This window comes from Pantoea phytobeneficialis (genome assembly GCF_009728735.1).
In the GTDB taxonomy this organism is placed as follows: Bacteria; Pseudomonadota; Gammaproteobacteria; order Enterobacterales; family Enterobacteriaceae; genus Pantoea; species Pantoea phytobeneficialis.
Map to the genome: position 1 here is coordinate 111510 of NZ_CP024636.1, position 19145 is coordinate 130654.

Consider the following 19145-nt stretch of genomic DNA (forward strand, 5'->3'; position numbering starts at 1 on the left):
CTCCAGAGGGTTAGGCTTGCTGATTGACCGCCTGCTCGAACAGCGCACGGCGACGTAAAAAGGCGGCGGAGGGTGGCGCAATCACAATCGCGCTGCGGTCACGGTTAATCTCCTGCCAGCGGTGGCAGGCGATCTGTCGCCCACCACTCAGTACCTGGTTGATCGGTTCAAACTGGCGGCATTCGGCGGTGGCCCACGGGCAGCGGGTATGGAAACGGCATCCGGTGGGGGGATTGGCCGGATTCGGCAGATCGCCCTGCAACATCGGGATGGAACGGCTGGCTCCGGGCTGCATCTGCGGCGCAGAAGCAATTAACGCCTGGGTATAGGGATGGAGCGGCGCATCGAAAATTTCATCGACGGTTGCCAGCTCGACAATCTGGCCGAGGTACATCACCGCCACGCGGTCGCTCATATGACGAATTACCGCCAGACCGTGCGCCACGATGATCATCGTCAGTCCAAATTGCTGCTTCAGGCTCTCCAGCAGGTTCACCACCTGGGCCTGCACTGAGACATCCAGCGCCGATACCGGCTCATCGCCCAGTAATAATTTCGGCCGCGAGGCGAGGGCGCGCGCAATGCCGATGCGCTGGCGCTGACCACCGGAAAACTCGTGCGGATAACGCTCCGCCCAGGCTGAGGGCAGACCGACGGTGCGCAACAGCTCCGCCACGCGCGCATGGCGCGCCTCACGGTTCAGTTTGTCGTGCAACCATAACGGCTCACCGACAATCTCTTGTACCGTCATGCGGGGATTGAGCGAGGCGAACGGGTCCTGGAAGATAATCTGTAATTCGCGACGCAATTGGTTAAGGCGCGCCCCGCTGGCGTGGGTGATGCTCTCGCCCTCGTACATCACCTCGCCGCTACTGGCACCGAGCAGGCGCAGCAGCAGACGTCCCAGCGTCGATTTACCGGAGCCGGACTCACCGACAATCGCCAGGGTTTCGCCTGGCATCACCTGTAATGACACGCGATCCACTGCGGTGACGCCGTGATTGCGTTTAAACAGACGATGCGGTCCGGCGAAGGTTTTGCTTAAGTCGCGACATTCTAAAATCGGTTTCATGCGATCTCTCCCAGCGTAACGTGCTGTTCCAGTGGGGCGCGAAAACAGGCCACCTGATGATCGGTTGCCAGCGCGCGCAGCGTCGGACGGTTGTGATGGCAGCGCTGTTCTGCAAACGGACAGCGGGTAGCGAAACGGCAGCCTGCGGGCATGTTCTCCGGTAGCGGTACGGCGCCGGGAATGGTCGCCAGCGCGCCACTGCGCGCGCTGAGGCTGGGGATCGATCCCATCAGCCCGATGGTGTAGGGATGTTGCGGATCGTTGAAAATCGCTTCCACCGTGCCGCTCTCCACCACCTGACCGGCGTACATCACCGCCACGCGCTGCGCCACTTCCGCCACGACGCCGAGGTCGTGGGTGATCATCAGCACCGCCGTGCCGGTTTCCTGTTTCAGGGTGTTGAGCAGGTCGAGGATTTGCGCCTGAATGGTGACGTCGAGCGCGGTGGTCGGTTCATCGGCGATCAGCAATTTCGGCTGATTGATCAATGCCATGGCAATCATTACGCGCTGGCGCATCCCACCGGAAAGCTGATGTGGATAAGCCTTGAGACGCATTTCTGCCGCCGGAATCTGCACCTTTTGCAGAATCGATAGCGCGGTCGCCATCGCGGTACGACGATCAACGTTACGGTGGCGTATCACCGCTTCGCTCAGTTGGTCGCCCAGCGTAAAGGCCGGGTTCAGCGAGGTCATCGGCTCCTGAAAAATCATCGCCAACTGATTGCCGCGCAGACTGGCGTAGTCGCTGCTGCTGAGTGCGCGCAGGTCGCGGCCATCAAAGCGCATCTCACCCTGTAAAATTTGTGCGCTGCCGGGTTGCAGGCCCATGAGCGTCAGCGAGGTGATGCTTTTGCCGCAGCCGGATTCGCCGACCAGCGCCAGCGTTTCCCCGGCGTGCAGCGTCAGGGAGATGTCGTCCAGCACCGTGACCGGCGAGCCGCGAAACTGCACGCGCAGGTTGTTGACCGATAACACAGGTTGGGCGCTCATGGCGTCTCCTCATGGCCGGTGTACAGGGTTTCCATCAGCGCCTGTTGCAGCGCCAGCAGGTGCTCACGCATCGCTGCGGCCGCCTCATGGGGCTGGCGGTTGGCGATATGGTTCAGCAGGCGCTGATGGTGGTTGTCGTAGTTATCAAGGCGCGCCGGGGTACGCGCCTGCACCCGCAGATGCTGCCAGCCAGGATCGCGGCGCACCGCATCGATGGCATCGAACAGTCCCAGCATCAGGCGGTTACCGGCGGCTTCGGCAATGGCGCGGTGAAAGGCGCTATCCCACAGCTCGTGCTGGTCGCCATCTTCCGGCGCGACAATGCCCTGCATGCGTTCAATCAGGCGCTTCATCAGGGCGATCTGTTCTTTACTGGCGCGCAGCGCAGCAAGACGCGCCAAACCTGGCTCCAGCTGTAGCCGCGCTTCCATCACTTCCAGCAGATTCGACTGCTGTGGCAAATCATGCAGCGCCAGTGGCTGCACCGGTGCGGCCGGGCCAACGAAGGTGCCTTTGCCCTGTTTACGCCAGATGCGGCCTTCTTCTTCCAGCACATCCAGCGCGCGACGGATTTCACGACGACCCACGCCAAAGCGTTCGGCCAGTTCACGTTCGGTCGGCAGTGCGCGATCGGGCGTGTGCTCCTGCTGTTGAATCAGCTGGCGCAATTGCTCCAGTGCGGAACTGGAGTTGATGGCAGGTTTTGGCGTGTCATTCATAATTGGTTCGCCTGGTTATTCATCAAAGATGTTGCGATGCGATTAAACGCGTCATGCTGCCCTAATCGTAGCGGCGCGATTTATCGCGCGCTTAAGCTGTTTCACGGCTGCTTAGACCTGCGCGATAAATCGCGCCGCTACGGGAGGGGGCTGTTATCAGCTTAGGCAAGAAGTGAACCAATTTTTAATTGGTTCGGTAATGAATAAATAACCCTATGATCGTTAAGAAAAAGTTTTTCGTGCCAGATGAAAAGTGAGAAGGGCGTCAACTTCCAGCCTGTTTGCCTGCAACATCCTGGTGCGTGGTTGCTGCATCGCTGTGCATCTTTAGGCCGTCCTGGCGCGGTTTTTTATAAATAATCCATATATTTCAATTTCATATAATATTGGCACTTTTTTTGCCTGACTATTAGCAGATGCAGGAGCGATAGCGGGTAACCGATGTCGCCAGACAATTTGCAATGGGTCACTAGGGTTCCGATCGCGAGATGCTGGTCCGAGAGTGACCGACCGTCCTCTGACGGTTACACGGCGGGATAAAAGCCCGGGAGGAAAGCGAGATCGTTACTCGCCGCCTCCTGCTTTATTCGTCCGCTAACGTCAGAGGAACCACCATGATCAAAGCCTGCCTTCGTTTGCTGTTGCTTTGCACCATCGCGCTGTTCAGCGTTAACACGCTGGCCGCCGCGAAACCTTCCTTCAAGATTTGCTGGTCCATCTATGCAGGCTGGATGCCGTGGGATTACGCCCAACAGAACGGCATCGTGAAAAAATGGGCCGATAAATACGGCATCGACATCCAGTTTGTACAGGTCAACGACTATATCGAGTCGGTCAACCAATACACCGCAGGCGGCTTTGATGGCTGCACCATGACCAACATGGATGCCCTGACCATTCCGGCCACCGGCGGCGTTGATAGCACCGCGCTGATTGTCGGCGACTACTCCAACGGTAACGACGGTATCCTGCTGAAAGGCGCGGATAGCGTGGCGGCGCTGAAGGGCAAACCGATCAACCTGGTGCAATTGTCGGTATCACATTACCTGCTGGCTCGCGCACTGGAGAAATCCGGTATGAGCGAGAAAGACGTCAAGGTAGTGAACACCGCCGATGCCGATCTGGTGGCGGCGTTTGGCACGCCGGACGTCAGCTCCATCGTCACCTGGAACCCGCTGCTGGCGGAAGCGAAGAAGGTGCCGAACAGCCATCTGGTTTTCTCCTCGGCGCAGATCCCGGGCGAAATTCTTGACCTGCTGGTGGTCAACACCAACACCCTGAAGAAATACCCTCAGCTGGGCAAAGCGCTGACCGGTGCCTGGTATGAAACCCTGCAAACGATGGCAGGTGAAGGGGCGACGGCGAAAAAAGCCCGCACCTTTATGGCGCAGGAGTCAGGCACCGATCTTGCGGGTTTTGACCAGCAACTGGCGGCAACGCATCTGTTCAGCGATGCCAAAACCACCCTCGATTTCGTCGACAGTCCCCAGTTGAAAGCCACGATGCAGTTGGTCGCCGAGTTCTCCTTCAAACACGGTTTGTTGGGTGAGGCGGCGCCGAGCGCAGATGTGGTTGGCGTGGAGACACCGGCCGGTAACTGGGGCAACGCAGGTAACATCAAACTGCGTTTCACCGATGAGTTCACCAAACTGGCGGCCGCAGGCCAGCTGTAAGCGGAGGAAAATCCGATGCGTAAACTGATCAACTACCAACCGCTGCCGATGGGCCGCCTGTTGCTCGGTGTGCTGCCGCTGCTGGCGGTGCTGCTGGTCTATCTGTTCGCGTCGGATGCGCGTTTAAGCCTCAATGCGGCGGATAAGCTGCTGCCGGGTTTTAACGCGATGGGCGACGCCATCAACCGGATGGCGTTTCAGCCCAGCCCGCGCACCGGTGAATATCTGCTGTGGACCGACACCGCCGCCAGCCTGATGCGTTTGCTGAGTGGCGTACTGATCAGCGCGATGCTGGCGCTGGCGATTGGCCTGTTCACCGGCGCGCTGCCGGTGGTACGCGCGGTGCTGGCCCCGCTGGTGACGCTGTTCGCGCTGGTGCCACCGCTGGCGATTCTGCCGATTCTGTTTATCTGCTTTGGCCTTGGCGAAGTGTCGAAAGTGGTGCTGATTGTGATTGGCATCACCCCGCTGATTGCGCGTGATTTGCAACTCCAGGTGGAGAAAATCCCGCGCGAGCAACTGGTGAAAGCACAGACGCTGGGCGGCCACAGCGCACAGATTTTGTGGCGGGTGATCCTGCCACAACTGATGCCGCGCCTGTTCGATGCGGTGCGTCTGTCGCTCAGTTCGGCGTGGCTGTTCCTGATCGCCGCAGAAGCGATTGTTGCCACCGAAGGACTCGGTTATCGCATCTTCCTGATGCGTCGCTATCTGGCGATGGACGTGATTTTGCCTTACGTCGCCTGGATCACCCTGCTGGCCTTTGCCCTCGACCTGTTGCTGCGGCTGATTAGTCGTCGCTGTTGGCCGTGGTATTACGCCAAGTAAAGCCTAATAGGTCGGTCGGTAGCGCCGCGACGCATAAGTGCCTGAAAGGCCAAATAAGGAGCGCATCATGCCCTTACTGCAACTGAAAAATCTTGAGAAGCACTACGGTCAGCAAGTGGTGCTGGAACGTCTGAACATCAGCGTGGAAGAGGGGGAGTTTGTGGCGATTGTCGGGGCGTCCGGCTGCGGCAAAACCACCTTCCTCAATATGCTGCTCGGCACCGAAGCCCCCACCAAAGGTCAATTGCTGCTGGATGGCGAACCGATCCCCGATGAACCCGATGCCCATCGCGGCGTGGTGTTTCAACGCTATTCGGTGTTCCCGCATCTGACGGTGCTGGGCAACGTGATGCTGGCGGAAGAGTTCAGCACCGCCCGTTGGCTGGGGCGCGTCTGGGGACGTAAGCGTCAGGCGATCCGTCAGCGTGCGCAGGCGATGCTGGCGCAGGTGGGCCTTGAACATGCGCAAAGTAAGTATCCGCACCAACTGTCCGGCGGGATGCAGCAGCGTCTGGCGCTGGCGCAGGCATTGATGAAGCAGCCGCGTATTTTGCTGCTGGATGAACCCTTTGGCGCGCTCGATCCGGGCATCCGTAGTGAAATGCACCAGCTGATCACCCAGCTTTGGCAGCAGCACGGTCTGACCATCTTTATGATCACCCACGATCTGAAAGAGGGTTTCAGCCTCGCCTCGCGTCTGCTGGTGTTCGACAAACTGCGCCACGATCCCCACGCGCCGGAAGCCTGGGGCGCAACCATTACCTACGACCTGCCGCTCGATCGGCAGCGACCTGCCGATGCAGCGTTGCCGGAATCGCAGGTTGCCTGAAGGAGAGAATGATGACGACTTCGTATCAAACCCAATTACCGGCTGGCTCGCACTGGTCATTTGTGATGCGCAGCGGCAGCGCGCTGACCCTCACTGATGTGGCAGGCGGAGCCAATGTTGGCATGTTGTTTTACAACCCGGAAAACTTGCTGGAGCGTTACAACGCGCCGGACACCCTCAAGTGTCAGCACACCTTTCGCCTGACTGCCGGGCACTGCCTCTACTCCGACATGGGGCGCATCTTCTGTGGCATTGAAGCCGACAGCTTCGGCTGGCACGAGAGCGTGTGCGGCACGCTGAATGCGCAGCAGACCGCCGCGTTATTTGGCTCCAGCGATTATCAGCAGGCGCGTAATCAGCGTCATCAGAACGGCTACGACAGTTTCCTTGTCGAGCTGGCGAAATATGGTCTTGGCAAGCGGGATATGGCGGCCTGCATCAACTTTTTCGCCCAGGTACGCGCCGACGACAACGGTACGTTGCAACGTGAGCAGCAGGGCGCGCAGGGTGCCGAAGTACGGCTGCGTTTCGCGATGGATACACTGGTGCTGCTGCATACCTGCCCGCATCCACTGACGCCAGGCGGTGACTATCCGCGCGCGCCGCTGGGATTGCAGATTGACGCGCAACGCGCGCCGCTGCCGGAGATTTGCCTGCAACGCGCGGAAAACCAGCGCGGTCTGCGCAATAACGCCCTTTATCAATTGCAGGGAGAGTTGTGATGATCAAAGAAAGTTTACTTAATCCGGCTGAGGCGCATGTTCAGCAGCAGATTGGTGCCGGGGATTACTGGCTGCATCGCATCGAAAAAGGTCAGACGTTGCGTATTACCGATCTGGAAGGCAATCAGGCGGCGGACACGCTGTTTTTCAATGCCGACGATACTGCCGAGCGCTACAGCATGAGCGACACGCTGCGTGGCCAGCACAACGTGTTCCTTACCGCAGGCAGCGTGCTGCGTTCCAATGACGATCGCCCGATGTTGACCATCGTCGCCGATACCTGTGGCCGCCACGACACCCTTGGCGGTGCCTGTGCCACGGAAAGCAACACGGTGCGTTATGACCTCGAAAAGCGTCATATGCACGCCTGCCGCGACAGTTGGATGCTGGCAGTAGCGGAGCACCCGGAGTACGGCCTGACGCGCCGCGATATCACCCACAACATCAACTTTTTCATGAACGTGCCGGTGACGCACGAAGGTGGGCTGACCTTTGCTGACGGTATCTCCGCGCCGGGTAAATATGTCGAGTTGGTGGCGCAGATGAATATCCTGGTGCTGATTTCCAACTGCCCGCAGCTCAACAACCCCTGCAACGGTTACAACCCCACGCCGATTTTAGTTAGCGTGTGGTGATCATCTGACGCAACGGGACGACCCGTTATCTGCCGTCAATGCCAGCGCAGGACGACCTGCCGGAAAGAGAGTAGAAGTCATGATTGAGCGTGTATTGATTGCCAACCGTGGCGCGATTGCGGTGCGCATTATCCGCACCTTACAAGCGATGAACATTAAGGCGATTGCGGTGTATGCCGAAGCCGATCGTCATGCGCGCCATGTGCGGCTGGCCGATGAAGCCTGGTCGCTGGGCGCAGGCCAGGTGCGCGATACCTATCTGAACCAGGACAAGCTGCTGGCGATTGCCGCCGAGAGCGGCGCGCAGGCGCTGCACCCTGGTTACGGTTTCCTGAGTGAAAACCCCGAATTTGTTAACCGCTGCGAGGCCGCGGGCCTGCATTTTCTCGGACCGAACGCGCAGCAGATGGCGGCCTTTGGTCTGAAGCATCGCGCCCGCGCACTGGCGCAAGAAAATAATGTGCCGTTGCTGTCGGGCAGTGGACTGCTGACTTCACTGGAGCAGGCACAGGCTGCCGCAACGGAAATCGGCTATCCGGTGATGCTGAAAAGCACCGCGGGTGGTGGCGGCATTGGTATGCAGCGTTGCGATGATGCGCAGCAACTGGCTGATGCCTTTACCCGCGTAAAACGTCTGGCAGGCAACAATTTCGCCGACGATGGCGTATTTTTAGAGAAATTTATCGCCCGTGCGCGTCATATCGAAGTGCAGATCTTTGGCGACGGCGCAGGCGAGGTGATTGCGCTGGGCGAGCGTGATTGCTCGGCACAACGCCGTAATCAGAAAGTGATGGAAGAAACCCCGGCACCGGGCCTGAGTGACGCGGTACGTGCGGAGTTACAGGCTACCGCAGTCCGGCTGGGACGTGCGGTGAACTACCGCAGCGCCGGGACGGTGGAATATGTTTATGACGAGGGCAGCCAGCAGTTCTGGTTCCTGGAAGTGAACACCCGTTTACAGGTGGAACATGGCGTCACCGAGATGGTGTACGGCGTGGATTTGGTGCGCTGGATGGTTGAGTTGGCACAGCAGACGCTAGCGCCGCTCACCAGTTTGCAGCCAGTGGCAAACGGCCACGCCATTCAGGTGCGGTTGTACGCCGAAGACCCGGCGAAGCAGTTCCAGCCCAGCGCCGGTCTGCTGAGCTATGTGGCATTTCCTGCTGAGGTGGAAAACGTCACATTGCGCGTCGACAGCAGCGTCGAAGGTGGCATGGAGGTTTCGCCGTTCTACGATCCGATGCTGGCAAAGGTGATTGTGCAGGGTGCAGATCGCGATCAGGCGTTGACCGGACTGGCGCAGGCGCTGAACGCGACGGAACTGTATGGCATCGAAACCAACCTGTTATGGCTGCGCCATCTGCTGACCCTCGCGGAGGTGCAGCAGGGACGCATCATTACCGCCACCCTTGGCGGCGTGCAGTGGCAGCCGCCGACGCTGGATATAATCAGCGGCGGTACCCTGACCACGGTACAGGATGCGCCGGGCCGTGTCGGCTACTGGCATGTCGGCGTCCCGCCCTCCGGCCCGTTCGACAGCCGTGCCTTCCAGTTGGGTAACCGCCTGTTGGACAATGATCCGCTGGCTGCCGGGCTGGAAATCACCCTGCGTGGACCAACCTTACGTTTCAACCAACGCTGTAGTTTTGTCCTGACTGGCGCCCCCCTGGCGGCGCAGCTTGATCAACACTCGCTGGCAATGAACCAGATTATCTGCGCGCAGGCCGGACAAACTCTGACGCTGGGCGACGTGCGTGACGGTAGCCGCAGTTATCTGCTGCTGGCCGGTGGATTGGATACACCGCGTTATCTGGGCAGCCGCAGCACTTTTACGCTGGGCAAATTTGGTGGTCATGCCGGGCGCGCGCTACGGGCGGGGGATGTACTGCATCTGGCGGCACCGGCCGAATTGCCCGAGGCGCAGCTGCCGCAGGCGTTGTTGCCTGAGCTGAGCGGCCACTGGCAGTTGCGGGTGATTTATGGGCCGCATGGCGCACCGACTTTCTTTACCGACGACGATATCCGTGAGTTTTTCGCCGCTGAGTGGCAGGTGCACTACAACTCCAGCCGCACCGGCATTCGTCTTATCGGGCCGAAACCCACCTGGGCGCGTAGTGATGGTGGCGAAGCGGGGATGCATCCCTCCAATATCCACGACAATGCTTATGCTTTTGGCACCGTCGATTTTACCGGCGATATGCCGGTGATCCTCGGCCCGGATGGCCCGTCACTCGGCGGGTTTGTGTGTCCGGCCACGGTGGTTGAGGCCGATCTGTGGAAGCTCGGTCAGTTGAAAGCCGGGGATCGGGTGCAGTTTCTGCCGATCGATCTGGCGAGCGCCGATCAACTGGCGCAAGCGCAACGTGAGGAGATCGCCAGCCTGCAACCTCAACCGTTAACGGTAAGCGCAGCGCTGCCCCTGATTGATCCAGTGCTGCACCAACATGCAGCAACCGGTGCGCTGCCATCGCTTTGTGTACGCGCCGCCGGTGACCGTTTTCTGTTGGTGGAGTATGGCGATCTTCTGTTAGATATCGCGCTGCGTTTTCGTGTCCATGCGTTGATGCAGTGGCTGGAGGCCCATCCGCTGCCGGGTCAGCTGGAATTGACGCCAGGCATCCGTTCCTTACAGGTTCATTACGACGCGCAGCTTTGTTCAAGAAGTGAGCTTCTGGCGCACATCTTGCACGCAGATAATGTACTGGGAACCTTAGCTGATGCCGCCGTGCCTTCGCGCACCGTGTGGCTGCCGCTCAGCTGGGATGATGAAGCCTGCCGTATCGCGATCCAACGCTATAGCCAGTCTGTCCGACCCAATGCGCCCTGGTGTCCGAGCAACATCGAATTTATCCGTCGTATCAACGGTCTGGAGAGCGTTGAGGCGGTGAAAGAGATTCTGTTCAGCGCCGCGTATCTGGTGATGGGGCTGGGCGATGTGTATCTCGGCGCACCGGTAGCGACTCCGCTTGATCCGCGTCATCGCTTAGTGACCACCAAATACAATCCGGCGCGCACCTGGACGGCGGAGAACTCGGTGGGTATCGGTGGTGCCTATCTGTGCGTATATGGCATGGAAGGACCAGGGGGTTATCAGTTTGTCGGGCGCACCTTGCAGATGTGGAACCGTGACCGCCAAACGTCAGCGTTTAGCCAACCCTGGCTGCTCCGCTTCTTCGACCAGATCCGTTTCTATCCAGTGAGCGCTGACGAGCTGCTGGAGATTCGTGAACGTTTTCCGTGGGGGGATTATCCACTGCGGATGGAGGAGGGGGAATTCCGCCTCGACGATTATCAGGCGTTGCTGGCACAGCAGGCGATGGACATTGACCGCTTTCAGCAGCAGCGTCAGCAGGCGTTCGACAGCGAGCTGGCGCGCTGGCGCGCTGAAGGGCAGTTTACCTTTGATAGCCAGTTGCCGGAGTCGGCCGATGAAGAGACCCGTATTCCCGCCGATTGTTGTGGCGTGGAGAGTCAGGTGGCAGGCAGTGTCTGGCAGTGGTTGGTGGCACCAGGCAGTGACATTGAAGCGGGGGCTACCGTTGGTATTCTCGAGTCAATGAAGATGGAAATCCCGATCGTCGCGCCAGTTAGCGGAAAAATCCATAGCCTGCAACGACAGGTCGGGCAGCAAGTACAGGCGGGTCAGTTACTTATGGTGATCGATCCGGTCTGAGCATAATTTAGATCAATAAATCATCATTAAAAAAGCAGCAAAGCCGGGGATCTGACCCATACTTAAAACCCGGCCAATTGTTGCATTGTTCTGGCATCTTTATCGCAGTGTGCAACAGGCTGTGTCCCGTAGCGGTTTCATAATAAATCTTCTTAAACCGTTGCGGGATGCAGCCTGAACCGGTCGGTTTCAGCGTTTGCGGACGCTTTACCTCTCTACTTTCACGTGATTCATAGTGAGTTTTAAGGAGTTCTCTATGGAAATAAAAGATCCAATGGTCGAGTTACTTAGTAGTCTTGAGCAGATTGTTTTGACACGTGATGCACAGCCTTCTGTATCTGAAATCGCCCTTCAAAAGGCGTCAGTTCCCGAGCCACAGCGTTTACGAGAGATGACCGGCATGCAGGTTGATGAATTTGCCCGCGTGATGGGGGTGAGCGTCTCTTCAGTGAAAAGCTGGGAGGCGCAACGTACGCGCCCTTCCGCTACGGCGCGTAAATTGATGAAGCTGTTGCAGGCTAATCCCTATCTGGGTCGACAACTACTTGAGTAAACACCGACTATTCGGTTCTGACCCGCCTTGATGGCGGGTTTTTTTTGTTTGTCATGAGCACCGGCAGTCGTAGCGGCGCGATTTATCGCGCTGTTTTTGATATTTAAATTCGCGCGATAAATCGCGCCGCTACGTTATGTGTCAGGGTTGGTCAGCATCACCCCATATTTGGCCGCCTGCTTCACAAACCAACTCTCCGGCACGCTGTGCGGCGGCTGCGCCAACTGGGTCAGCCCCTGGCGAATTATGTTATCCGCCTGCTGCCAGAGATGTTTATCCCCTTCATTTAACAGCTGAATTTGTATCTGTTTTTCCACCAGATAAACCCGGGCGAAGTCGGCATCGAATTGCACAATGGCACGGGTGTTATCGATGATGTCAGCCAGTTTGATAGTTTGCGCCTCGGGTGACGCCTGCGCGGTATGGCGAAAGTAGGCCAGCTTGCGTGCCGCGCGGTTTTTCGCCTGTGGCTGAGCGCTGTCGGTGAGCATATCCACCAGTTCAGCCACGCGTGGGCCGAAGAGGCGGGTGATGTCTGCCAAAGTGCTGGCGGTGTCTTCCACCGTGTCGTGCAGCCAGGCCGCTGCCAACATTGCTTCGTCATCGGTCACGCTACGCACCAGCTCGACCACCGCCGCCGGGTGGACGATATAGGGTTCATCGGTATATTTGCGCCGCTGTCCGGCTTCGGCATGAGCCTGGGTGGCATAGTGACGCGCCTGATCTTCCAGTGAATCCCGCATCATTGTTTGCTCCGTAAAAAGTAGCTTGCAATTGTCTAGCGCGCTATCTATATTAAATCGCATGAACAGTAATCAAGATGACAAAAAAGTGTCGCAGACGCCACTCAAGCTGGATCAGCATCTCTGTTTCGCCCTCTATTCGGCGAACCTGGCGATGCACAAGGTCTATCGTCAGCTGCTGGGACAGCTGGAAATCACCTATCCGCAATATCTGGTGATGCTGGTGCTGTGGACGCAGGATGATGTGACGGTATCGGAGATCGGCGAGCAGCTGTTTCTCGACTCCGCCACGTTGACGCCGTTGTTGAAACGGCTGGAAAGCGCCGGGCTGTTGCGCCGCGCGCGCTCGCGTCAGGATGAACGTCAGGTTGTCGTGACCCTGACCGACGAGGGAAGGGCATTACGCCAGAAAGCGGAATCCATTCCGGAAGCGATCAAATGCGCTGCGGCTTGTGATGATGAGACGCTGCTGGCGCTGAAAAACCAGTTGGATGATCTGCGCGATAATCTGAATCGCGCGAAGTAGTTCAGTGCGGGTGCGCTGCACCCGTATCATATCAGGCTGCGCTATGTAAGTAGCGCGCGATAAAATAGCGAATTAGTGAGGTTATCATGTCTTTAGAAAAAGTTGTTTATACCGCAAAAGCCAAAGCCACCGGTGGTCGTGATGGCCGCGCTACCTCTTCTGATGGCGTGCTGGATGTGAAACTGGGCGTGCCAAAAGAGATGGGCGGTGCAGGCGGTGAAGTGACTAACCCGGAGCAACTGTTTGCTGCTGGTTATTCTGCCTGTTTCCTCGGTGCGATGAAGTTTGTCGCGGCGCGCGATAAATTCGCCATTGCGAAAGATGCGTGGATTGAAGGTGAAGTCGGTATCGGCCCGATCCCCAACGGTTTTGGTATTGAAGCCAAACTGAATATTCATCTGCCGGGGATGGATGCCGCTGAAGCGCAGAAACTGGTCGATGCTGCGCATATCGTCTGCCCTTACTCTAATGCCACCCGTGGCAATATCGATGTGACGCTGAATATCATTAACTAAACCTGCCTTATTCGTAGCGGCGCGATTTATCGCGCGGGTTTTATCCTGTACAATAATCCCGCGCGATAAATCGCGCCGCTACGGCAAAATTGCTATGCCCTCGGTTCAGATTCCTCCCGAACAGTTCCTTGCATCACGCTTTTCTGCGGTAAAAGCGAACTCTATTGCCTTTACATAGTCCCACTTTAGGGTTACCGCTCCGACACCAGCCGGGAATAAATAAATTCATGAATTATATTAAGACCTTAACGCAGCAGGAACTGTCATTGATGCTCGCGCTGTATATCGGCATTCTGTTGAATTTGCCGATTTTTTATCGCCGATTTGACGGCTTTCTGACGAAATCCTCACTGACAAATTGGGCTTCGGCGCTGGTTGAAGTGGTCGCCGCCGTGCTGCTGACCTTCTTCCTGATGCGACTCTTGTCGCTCGGCGGTAAATGGGCTTACCGCGTGCTTGCCAGCCTGCTGGTGGTGATTTCGGTTGCTGCCGCCTATTACATGGCGTTTTTTAACGTGGTGATTGGCTATGGCATTGTCGCCTCGGTAATGACCACCGATGTGGATCTGTCAAAAGAAGTGATCGGCCTGCATTTCGTGCTGTGGATGGTGCTGGTGAGTGCCCTGCCGCTGCTGATGATTTGGCGCAACAACCTGAGTAAGACGCTGATTGAGCAGCTGAAAACCCCAGGCCAGCGCATCAAACCAACCCTGATTCTGTTGCTGAGCGTGGCGCTGGTGTGGCTGCCGATTCGCTATTTTGACAAGCTGCAAAAAGCCAACGAAGAGATCACCAATATCGATCTGCCCAGCTACGGCGGTGTGGTGGCGCACTCCTATCTGCCTTCAAACTGGATTGCCGCGCTGGGGCTGTTTGCCTGGACCAAACTGGATGAAGAAGTGGACAGTCAGGCGCTGCTGGACCCGGCGAAAAAGTTTACTTATGTGGCCCCGGCAGGAATTGATGATACCTACGTGGTGTTTGTGATTGGTGAAACCACGCGCTGGGACCATATGGGGTTGTTGGGCTATCAGCGCGATACCACGCCGAAGCTATCGAAAGAGAAAAACCTGGTGGCGTTCCGCGGCGAGTCTTGTGATACCGCCACTAAGCTGTCGCTGCGCTGCATGTTCGTACGCGAAGGCGGCACGATGAATAATCCCGGTCGTACCCTGAAAGAGCAGAACATTTTCGCGGTACTGAAAGAACTGGGTTTCACCTCCGAGTTGTTCGCCATGCAAAGTGAAGTGTGGTTTTACGATAACGCCGATGTGAATAACTTCTCTTTCCGCGAACAAATTGGCTCTGAGAAGCGTAATCAGGGAAAACCGGTGGATGATATGCTGCTGGTGCCGGAATTGCAGGCATCGCTGGAGCGTTATCCACAAGGTAAGCATCTGGTGGTGCTGCATACCAAAGGTTCACATTACCTGTATTCGCAGCGTTATCCGCGCAGCTTCGCCCGCTACCAACCGGAGTGTATGGGGGTGGATGAAACCTGTAGTAAAGCGCAGTTGATTAACGCTTATGACAACTCGATTTTATACGTCGATACGATGCTCGATAGCGTGTTTGATCAGCTGCGTGATAAGAAGGCGATTGTGTTTTATGCCGCTGACCACGGTGAGTCGATCAGCGAGAATATGCATCTGCACGGTACACCGCGTGAGATGGCACCACCGGAGCAGTTTCGGGTACCGATGATCGTCTGGGCCTCGGATAAGTATTTGGCCGACCCCAACAATCGCAGCAATTTTGAGCGTTTACAGGCGCAGCAGCGTGTTGGCAAGACGCATCGTCACGTCGAGTTGTTTGATACCATTCTCGGCTGTCTGGGCTATACCTCACCGGACGGCGGTATTAAAGCGGCGAACAACTGGTGTCAGGCACCGGCGGTTACCTCTGAGGCCAAACCGCTGTAATTTTGCCTGAACTTATTGAGCAGCGGGGGCTTTTTCTCCGCTGCCTGCTTTCCAGGCGATCGCATGGAATTGCACAAAAAGGGATTGACGCTCCCGGAGTGGCGCAGTAAGATGCGCCCCCATCGGTGAGTGGCGCAGCCTGGTAGCGCACTTCGTTCGGGACGAAGGGGTCGGAGGTTCGAATCCTCTCTCACCGACCAAATTTAAGAAACCTGCTTGTAAAAGCGGGTTTTTTTTCGTCTGTATCATCCGTAGCGGCGCGATTTATCGCGCCGCTACGGCCTGGTGTGGCCCAGGATTAAGTTTTAAAAGTTAACAATTCACCCCTTACGTCTGGCAATCGTCCATTAGTCGTCATTATTCCTGTTCACGGCTATCAATCCCTTGCCACTTCTCAGCCTGCCGCTTAATTCGCGACACATTCTTCTTATGACCGCTTTTTGCTTTTTGCTGATTTCTTATGCCATTAGTACAGCATATTTCTCTGCCTGAACGTCATAACGCACGGGGAATCGTTCATATATTCAACATTTACCGGTAATATTTGTATGTTTTTTAGCGGTGATAATCACTGTCATTTGGTGGTTTTACCAGATAATCACTCGGCATAGCGCGCTTTATCACCTTTTTAAATATTGGCTTACCGGTTGAAGGGTGTTTTTTATCGTTGCTTGCGGTTACTCACACTCTCTGTAAATAACCCCACCTTGTATTGACGTTCTTTGCAACTGTTGACAAATTGATGCGTCAATAGATGCAGAGTCCGACGCGTCTGGCAGATTCCACGGTGCCAGCGCAACAAAAACAACGATTCGCATTTTGGTCACAAAAGTGACTTGCCTGAACCGCATAAAAAAATCAGAGGTCAGGCGCAACGCACACAACATCACATCACAATGGAGTAAAACATGATCAACTCCCTGGCTAAATCCAGGATGCTGAAGGTCGGTCTGAGCCTGATTGCTATGACCGTTGCCGCGGGTGTCCAGGCGAAAACCCTCGTTTACTGTTCAGAAGGTTCGCCGGAAGGCTTTAACCCTCAGCTGTTCACCTCTGGTACTACCTACGATGCCAGCTCCGTACCGATCTACAACCGTCTGGTTGAATTCAAAATCGGCACCACAGAAGTGGAACCGGGCCTGGCTGAAAAGTGGGATGTGAGCGCTGACGGCAAAACCTATACCTTCCATCTGCGCCAAGGCGTGAAGTGGCAAACCACCAAAGACTTCAAACCGACGCGTAACTTCAACGCTGATGACGTGATTTTCTCCTTCGAGCGTCAGCTCGATAAAAACAACAAGTACCACGGCGTTTCTGGCGGCAGCTACGAGTACTTCGAAGGCATGGACATGCCGAACTTGATCAGCAAAATCGAGAAAGTGGACGATCACACCGTTCGCTTCGTGCTGACCCGTCCGGAATCTCCGTTCCTGGCCGACCTCGGGATGGACTTCGCCTCTATCCTGTCGAAAGAGTACGCGGATAACATGCTGAAAGCCGGTACGCCGGAAAAAGTGGACCTGAACCCGGTAGGTACCGGTCCGTTCCAGCTGCTGCAATACCAGAAAGACTCGCGCATCCTCTACAAAGCGAACCCGGATTACTGGGGCACCAAACCGAAGATCGATCGCTTAGTCTTCTCCATCACGCCAGATGCTTCCGTGCGTTACGCCAAGTTGCAGAAAGGCGAGTGCCAGGTGATGCCGTACCCGAACCCGGCTGATATCGCCAGCATGAAGAAAGACAAAAACATCAATCTGATGGAACAACCGGGTCTGAACGTCGGCTACCTGTCGTTCAACACCGAGAAAAAACCGCTTGATAACGTGAAAGTGCGTCAGGCTCTGACTATGGCGGTGAACAAGCAAGCCATCATTGATGCGGTTTATCAGGGTGCTGGCCAGGCCGCGAAAAACCTGATCCCGCCAACCATGTGGGGTTACAACGACGCGGTGCAGGATTACCCGTATGATCCGGCTAAAGCCAAAGCGCTGCTGAAAGAAGCGGGCCTGCCAGATGGCTTCACTATCGACCTGTGGGCGATGCCGGTACAGCGTCCGTACAACCCGAACGCCCGTCGTATGGCGGAAATGGTTCAGGCTGACTGGGCGAAAATCGGTGTCAAAGCCAACATCGTTACCTACGAGTGGGGCGAGTACCTGAAGCGTGCCAAAGCGGGTGAACATCAGAGCGTGATGATGGGCTGGACCGGTGATAACGGGGATCCGGACAACTTCTTCGCCACCCTGTTCAGCTGTGCAGCGGCGAAAGACGGTTCTAACTACTCACGTTGGTGCTACAAGCCGTTTGAAGATCAGATTCAGCCAGCCCGTGCTGAAGCCGATCACAACAAACGTATTGAGTACTACAAACAGGCACAGGTGATTATGCATGACCAGGCTCCGGCGCTGATCATTGCGCACTCGACTGTGTATGAGCCAGTCAGCAAGAAAGTGACCGGCTATGTGGTTGACCCGTTAGGTAAACATCACTTCGAAAACGTCGATATCCAGGAATAACCTTTCGGATTATGGCGGTCAGGGCCGACGCCGTCGGCCCTCGGGCGGCTTCTTCGCCGCCCGCACTCCGCACTTTTTTTCCGGCTAATTTCTTTTTATTGAAGCGCTTCTGGCGTCGCGTTCGGCTATGTGCCGGATGCATGTTTTGAGCAATGTAGTCCCCGGCGGCAACGCTGCGGGAAATGACTGAGAGTACGGCTTATGCTGCAGTTCATACTCCGACGTCTGGGCCTTGTCATCCCAACGTTTATCGGTATTACCCTGTTGACCTTTGCGTTTGTTCACCTGATCCCCGGCGACCCGGTACTGATCATGGCGGGTGAGCGTGGTATTTCGCCCGAGCGTCATGCTCAGTTGATGGCGATGTTTGGTCTTGACCAACCCCTGTGGAAACAATATCTCACCTACATCAACGGCGTTTTGCACGGTGATTTAGGTATCTCGCTGAAAAGCCGCATTCCGGTGTGGGACGAATTCGTACCGCGCTTTAAAGCCACGCTGGAGCTGGGCATCTGCGCAATGATCTTCGCCATTGCCGTCGGCATTCCGGTCGGCGTACTGGCGGCGGTCAAACGCGGTTCTGTCTTTGATCACACCGCCGTGGGCATCTCCCTGACCGGCTACTCGATGCCGATTTTCTGGTGGGGCATCATGCTGATCATGCTGGTGTCGGTGCAGCTCAACCTGACGCCGGTCTCTGGGCGTGTCAGTGACACCATCTTCCTTGATGATAGCCATCCGCTTACCGGCTTTATGCTGATCGATACCCTGATCTGGGGCGAGCCGGGCGACTTCAAAGATGCGGTGATGCATATGATCCTGCCTGCCATCGTGCTGGGGACTATCCCGCTGGCGGTGATTGTGCGTATGACTCGTTCCTCCATGCTGGAAGTGCTGGGCGAAGACTACATCCGCACCGCGCGTGCCAAAGGGCTGACGCGTATGCGGGTGATCGTGGTGCACGCCCTGCGTAACGCCATGCTGCCGGTGGTGACGGTTATCGGTTTACAGGTCGGTACGCTGCTGGCCGGGGCCATCCTGACAGAAACCATCTTCTCCTGGCCGGGCCTTGGGCGCTGGCTGATTGAAGCGCTGCAACGCCGCGATTATCCGGTGGTGCAGGGCGGCGTGCTGCTGGTGGCGATTCTGATCATCCTGGTCAACCTGTTGGTTGATCTGTTGTACGGCGTGGTTAACCCACGTATCCGTCATAAGAAATAAGGG

Annotated in this window: 16 protein-coding genes, 1 tRNA gene and 1 riboswitch; of the genes, 13 read left to right on the forward strand and 4 right to left on the reverse strand. The window is 56.7% G+C overall.

The window, feature by feature from the left end; translation table 11 throughout:
* Positions 1 to 10 precede the first annotated feature (10 nt).
* From CTZ24_RS00515 to CTZ24_RS00525, 3 genes are read right to left on the reverse strand one after another with little or no spacing between them, the layout of a single operon-like run.
* A complete protein-coding gene (locus tag CTZ24_RS00515) occupies positions 11 to 1072 on the reverse strand; it encodes an ABC transporter ATP-binding protein (protein ID WP_208724509.1) in 1062 nt (353 codons plus the stop codon).
* Positions 1069 to 2064, reverse strand: a complete 996-nt coding sequence (locus CTZ24_RS00520) for an ABC transporter ATP-binding protein (RefSeq protein ID WP_021183732.1) — start codon at positions 2062 to 2064, stop codon at positions 1069 to 1071. The genes CTZ24_RS00515 and CTZ24_RS00520 overlap by 4 nt, the downstream gene beginning before the upstream one ends.
* A complete protein-coding gene (locus CTZ24_RS00525; RefSeq protein ID WP_021183733.1) occupies positions 2061 to 2783 on the reverse strand; it encodes a FadR/GntR family transcriptional regulator in 723 nt (240 codons plus the stop codon). Before CTZ24_RS00525 ends, CTZ24_RS00520 begins: the two co-directional genes overlap by 4 nt.
* Positions 2784 to 3241: 458 nt before the next feature.
* A riboswitch (guanidine-I (ykkC/yxkD leader) is annotated at positions 3242 to 3336 on the forward strand.
* Between the two features lie 61 nt (positions 3337 to 3397).
* Between CTZ24_RS00525 and CTZ24_RS00530 the strand changes: the two genes are divergently transcribed.
* The 7 genes from CTZ24_RS00530 to CTZ24_RS00560 all read left to right on the forward strand — a co-directional run bounded on the left by CTZ24_RS00530 (position 3398) and on the right by CTZ24_RS00560 (position 11696).
* A complete protein-coding gene (locus CTZ24_RS00530) occupies positions 3398 to 4456 on the forward strand; it encodes a putative urea ABC transporter substrate-binding protein (protein ID WP_208724510.1) in 1059 nt (352 codons plus the stop codon).
* A 15-nt stretch (positions 4457 to 4471) separates the two neighbouring features.
* Positions 4472 to 5284, forward strand: coding sequence for an ABC transporter permease (locus CTZ24_RS00535; protein ID WP_021183736.1), 813 nt, complete (start codon positions 4472 to 4474; stop codon positions 5282 to 5284).
* A gap of 67 nt (positions 5285 to 5351) precedes the next feature.
* A complete protein-coding gene (locus CTZ24_RS00540) occupies positions 5352 to 6113 on the forward strand; it encodes an ABC transporter ATP-binding protein (RefSeq protein ID WP_021183737.1) in 762 nt (253 codons plus the stop codon).
* 11 nt (positions 6114 to 6124) lie between these two features.
* Positions 6125 to 6835, forward strand: coding sequence for an urea amidolyase associated protein UAAP1 (locus CTZ24_RS00545; RefSeq protein WP_208725479.1), 711 nt, complete (start codon positions 6125 to 6127; stop codon positions 6833 to 6835).
* Positions 6835 to 7470, forward strand: a complete 636-nt coding sequence (locus CTZ24_RS00550) for an urea amidolyase associated protein UAAP2 (protein ID WP_208724511.1) — start codon at positions 6835 to 6837, stop codon at positions 7468 to 7470. Before CTZ24_RS00545 ends, CTZ24_RS00550 begins: the two co-directional genes overlap by 1 nt.
* A gap of 79 nt (positions 7471 to 7549) precedes the next feature.
* Positions 7550 to 11143, forward strand: coding sequence for an urea carboxylase (uca, locus tag CTZ24_RS00555; RefSeq protein WP_208724512.1), 3594 nt, complete (start codon positions 7550 to 7552; stop codon positions 11141 to 11143).
* Between the two features lie 256 nt (positions 11144 to 11399).
* The gene (locus tag CTZ24_RS00560) at positions 11400 to 11696 is read left to right on the forward strand and encodes an HTH-type transcriptional regulator (protein ID WP_021183741.1); all 297 of its coding nucleotides are present in this window, start codon (positions 11400 to 11402) and stop codon (positions 11694 to 11696) included.
* A 134-nt stretch (positions 11697 to 11830) separates the two neighbouring features.
* Here CTZ24_RS00560 and CTZ24_RS00565 read toward each other — a convergent pair whose 3' ends face one another.
* The gene (locus CTZ24_RS00565) at positions 11831 to 12439 is read right to left on the reverse strand and encodes an HD domain-containing protein (RefSeq protein WP_208725480.1); all 609 of its coding nucleotides are present in this window, start codon (positions 12437 to 12439) and stop codon (positions 11831 to 11833) included.
* Between the two features lie 61 nt (positions 12440 to 12500).
* Here CTZ24_RS00565 and CTZ24_RS00570 point away from each other — a divergent pair, with 61 nt between their 5' ends.
* From CTZ24_RS00570 to dppB, 6 genes are all read left to right on the forward strand, one after another.
* A complete protein-coding gene (locus CTZ24_RS00570; protein ID WP_013507300.1) occupies positions 12501 to 12965 on the forward strand; it encodes a MarR family winged helix-turn-helix transcriptional regulator in 465 nt (154 codons plus the stop codon).
* Positions 12966 to 13051: 86 nt separating this feature from the next.
* Positions 13052 to 13480, forward strand: a complete 429-nt coding sequence (locus CTZ24_RS00575) for an organic hydroperoxide resistance protein (protein ID WP_013507301.1) — start codon at positions 13052 to 13054, stop codon at positions 13478 to 13480.
* Between the two features lie 227 nt (positions 13481 to 13707).
* The gene (gene eptB, locus CTZ24_RS00580; RefSeq protein ID WP_208724513.1) at positions 13708 to 15402 is read left to right on the forward strand and encodes a kdo(2)-lipid A phosphoethanolamine 7''-transferase; all 1695 of its coding nucleotides are present in this window, start codon (positions 13708 to 13710) and stop codon (positions 15400 to 15402) included.
* Positions 15403 to 15525: 123 nt separating this feature from the next.
* Positions 15526 to 15602 (forward strand) — tRNA-Pro (locus CTZ24_RS00585).
* A 708-nt stretch (positions 15603 to 16310) separates the two neighbouring features.
* Positions 16311 to 17921, forward strand: coding sequence for a dipeptide ABC transporter periplasmic-binding protein DppA (gene dppA, locus CTZ24_RS00590; RefSeq protein ID WP_208724514.1), 1611 nt, complete (start codon positions 16311 to 16313; stop codon positions 17919 to 17921).
* Positions 17922 to 18122: 201 nt separating this feature from the next.
* Positions 18123 to 19142, forward strand: coding sequence for a dipeptide ABC transporter permease DppB (gene dppB, locus CTZ24_RS00595; protein ID WP_021183745.1), 1020 nt, complete (start codon positions 18123 to 18125; stop codon positions 19140 to 19142).
* Positions 19143 to 19145: the final 3 nt, after the last annotated feature.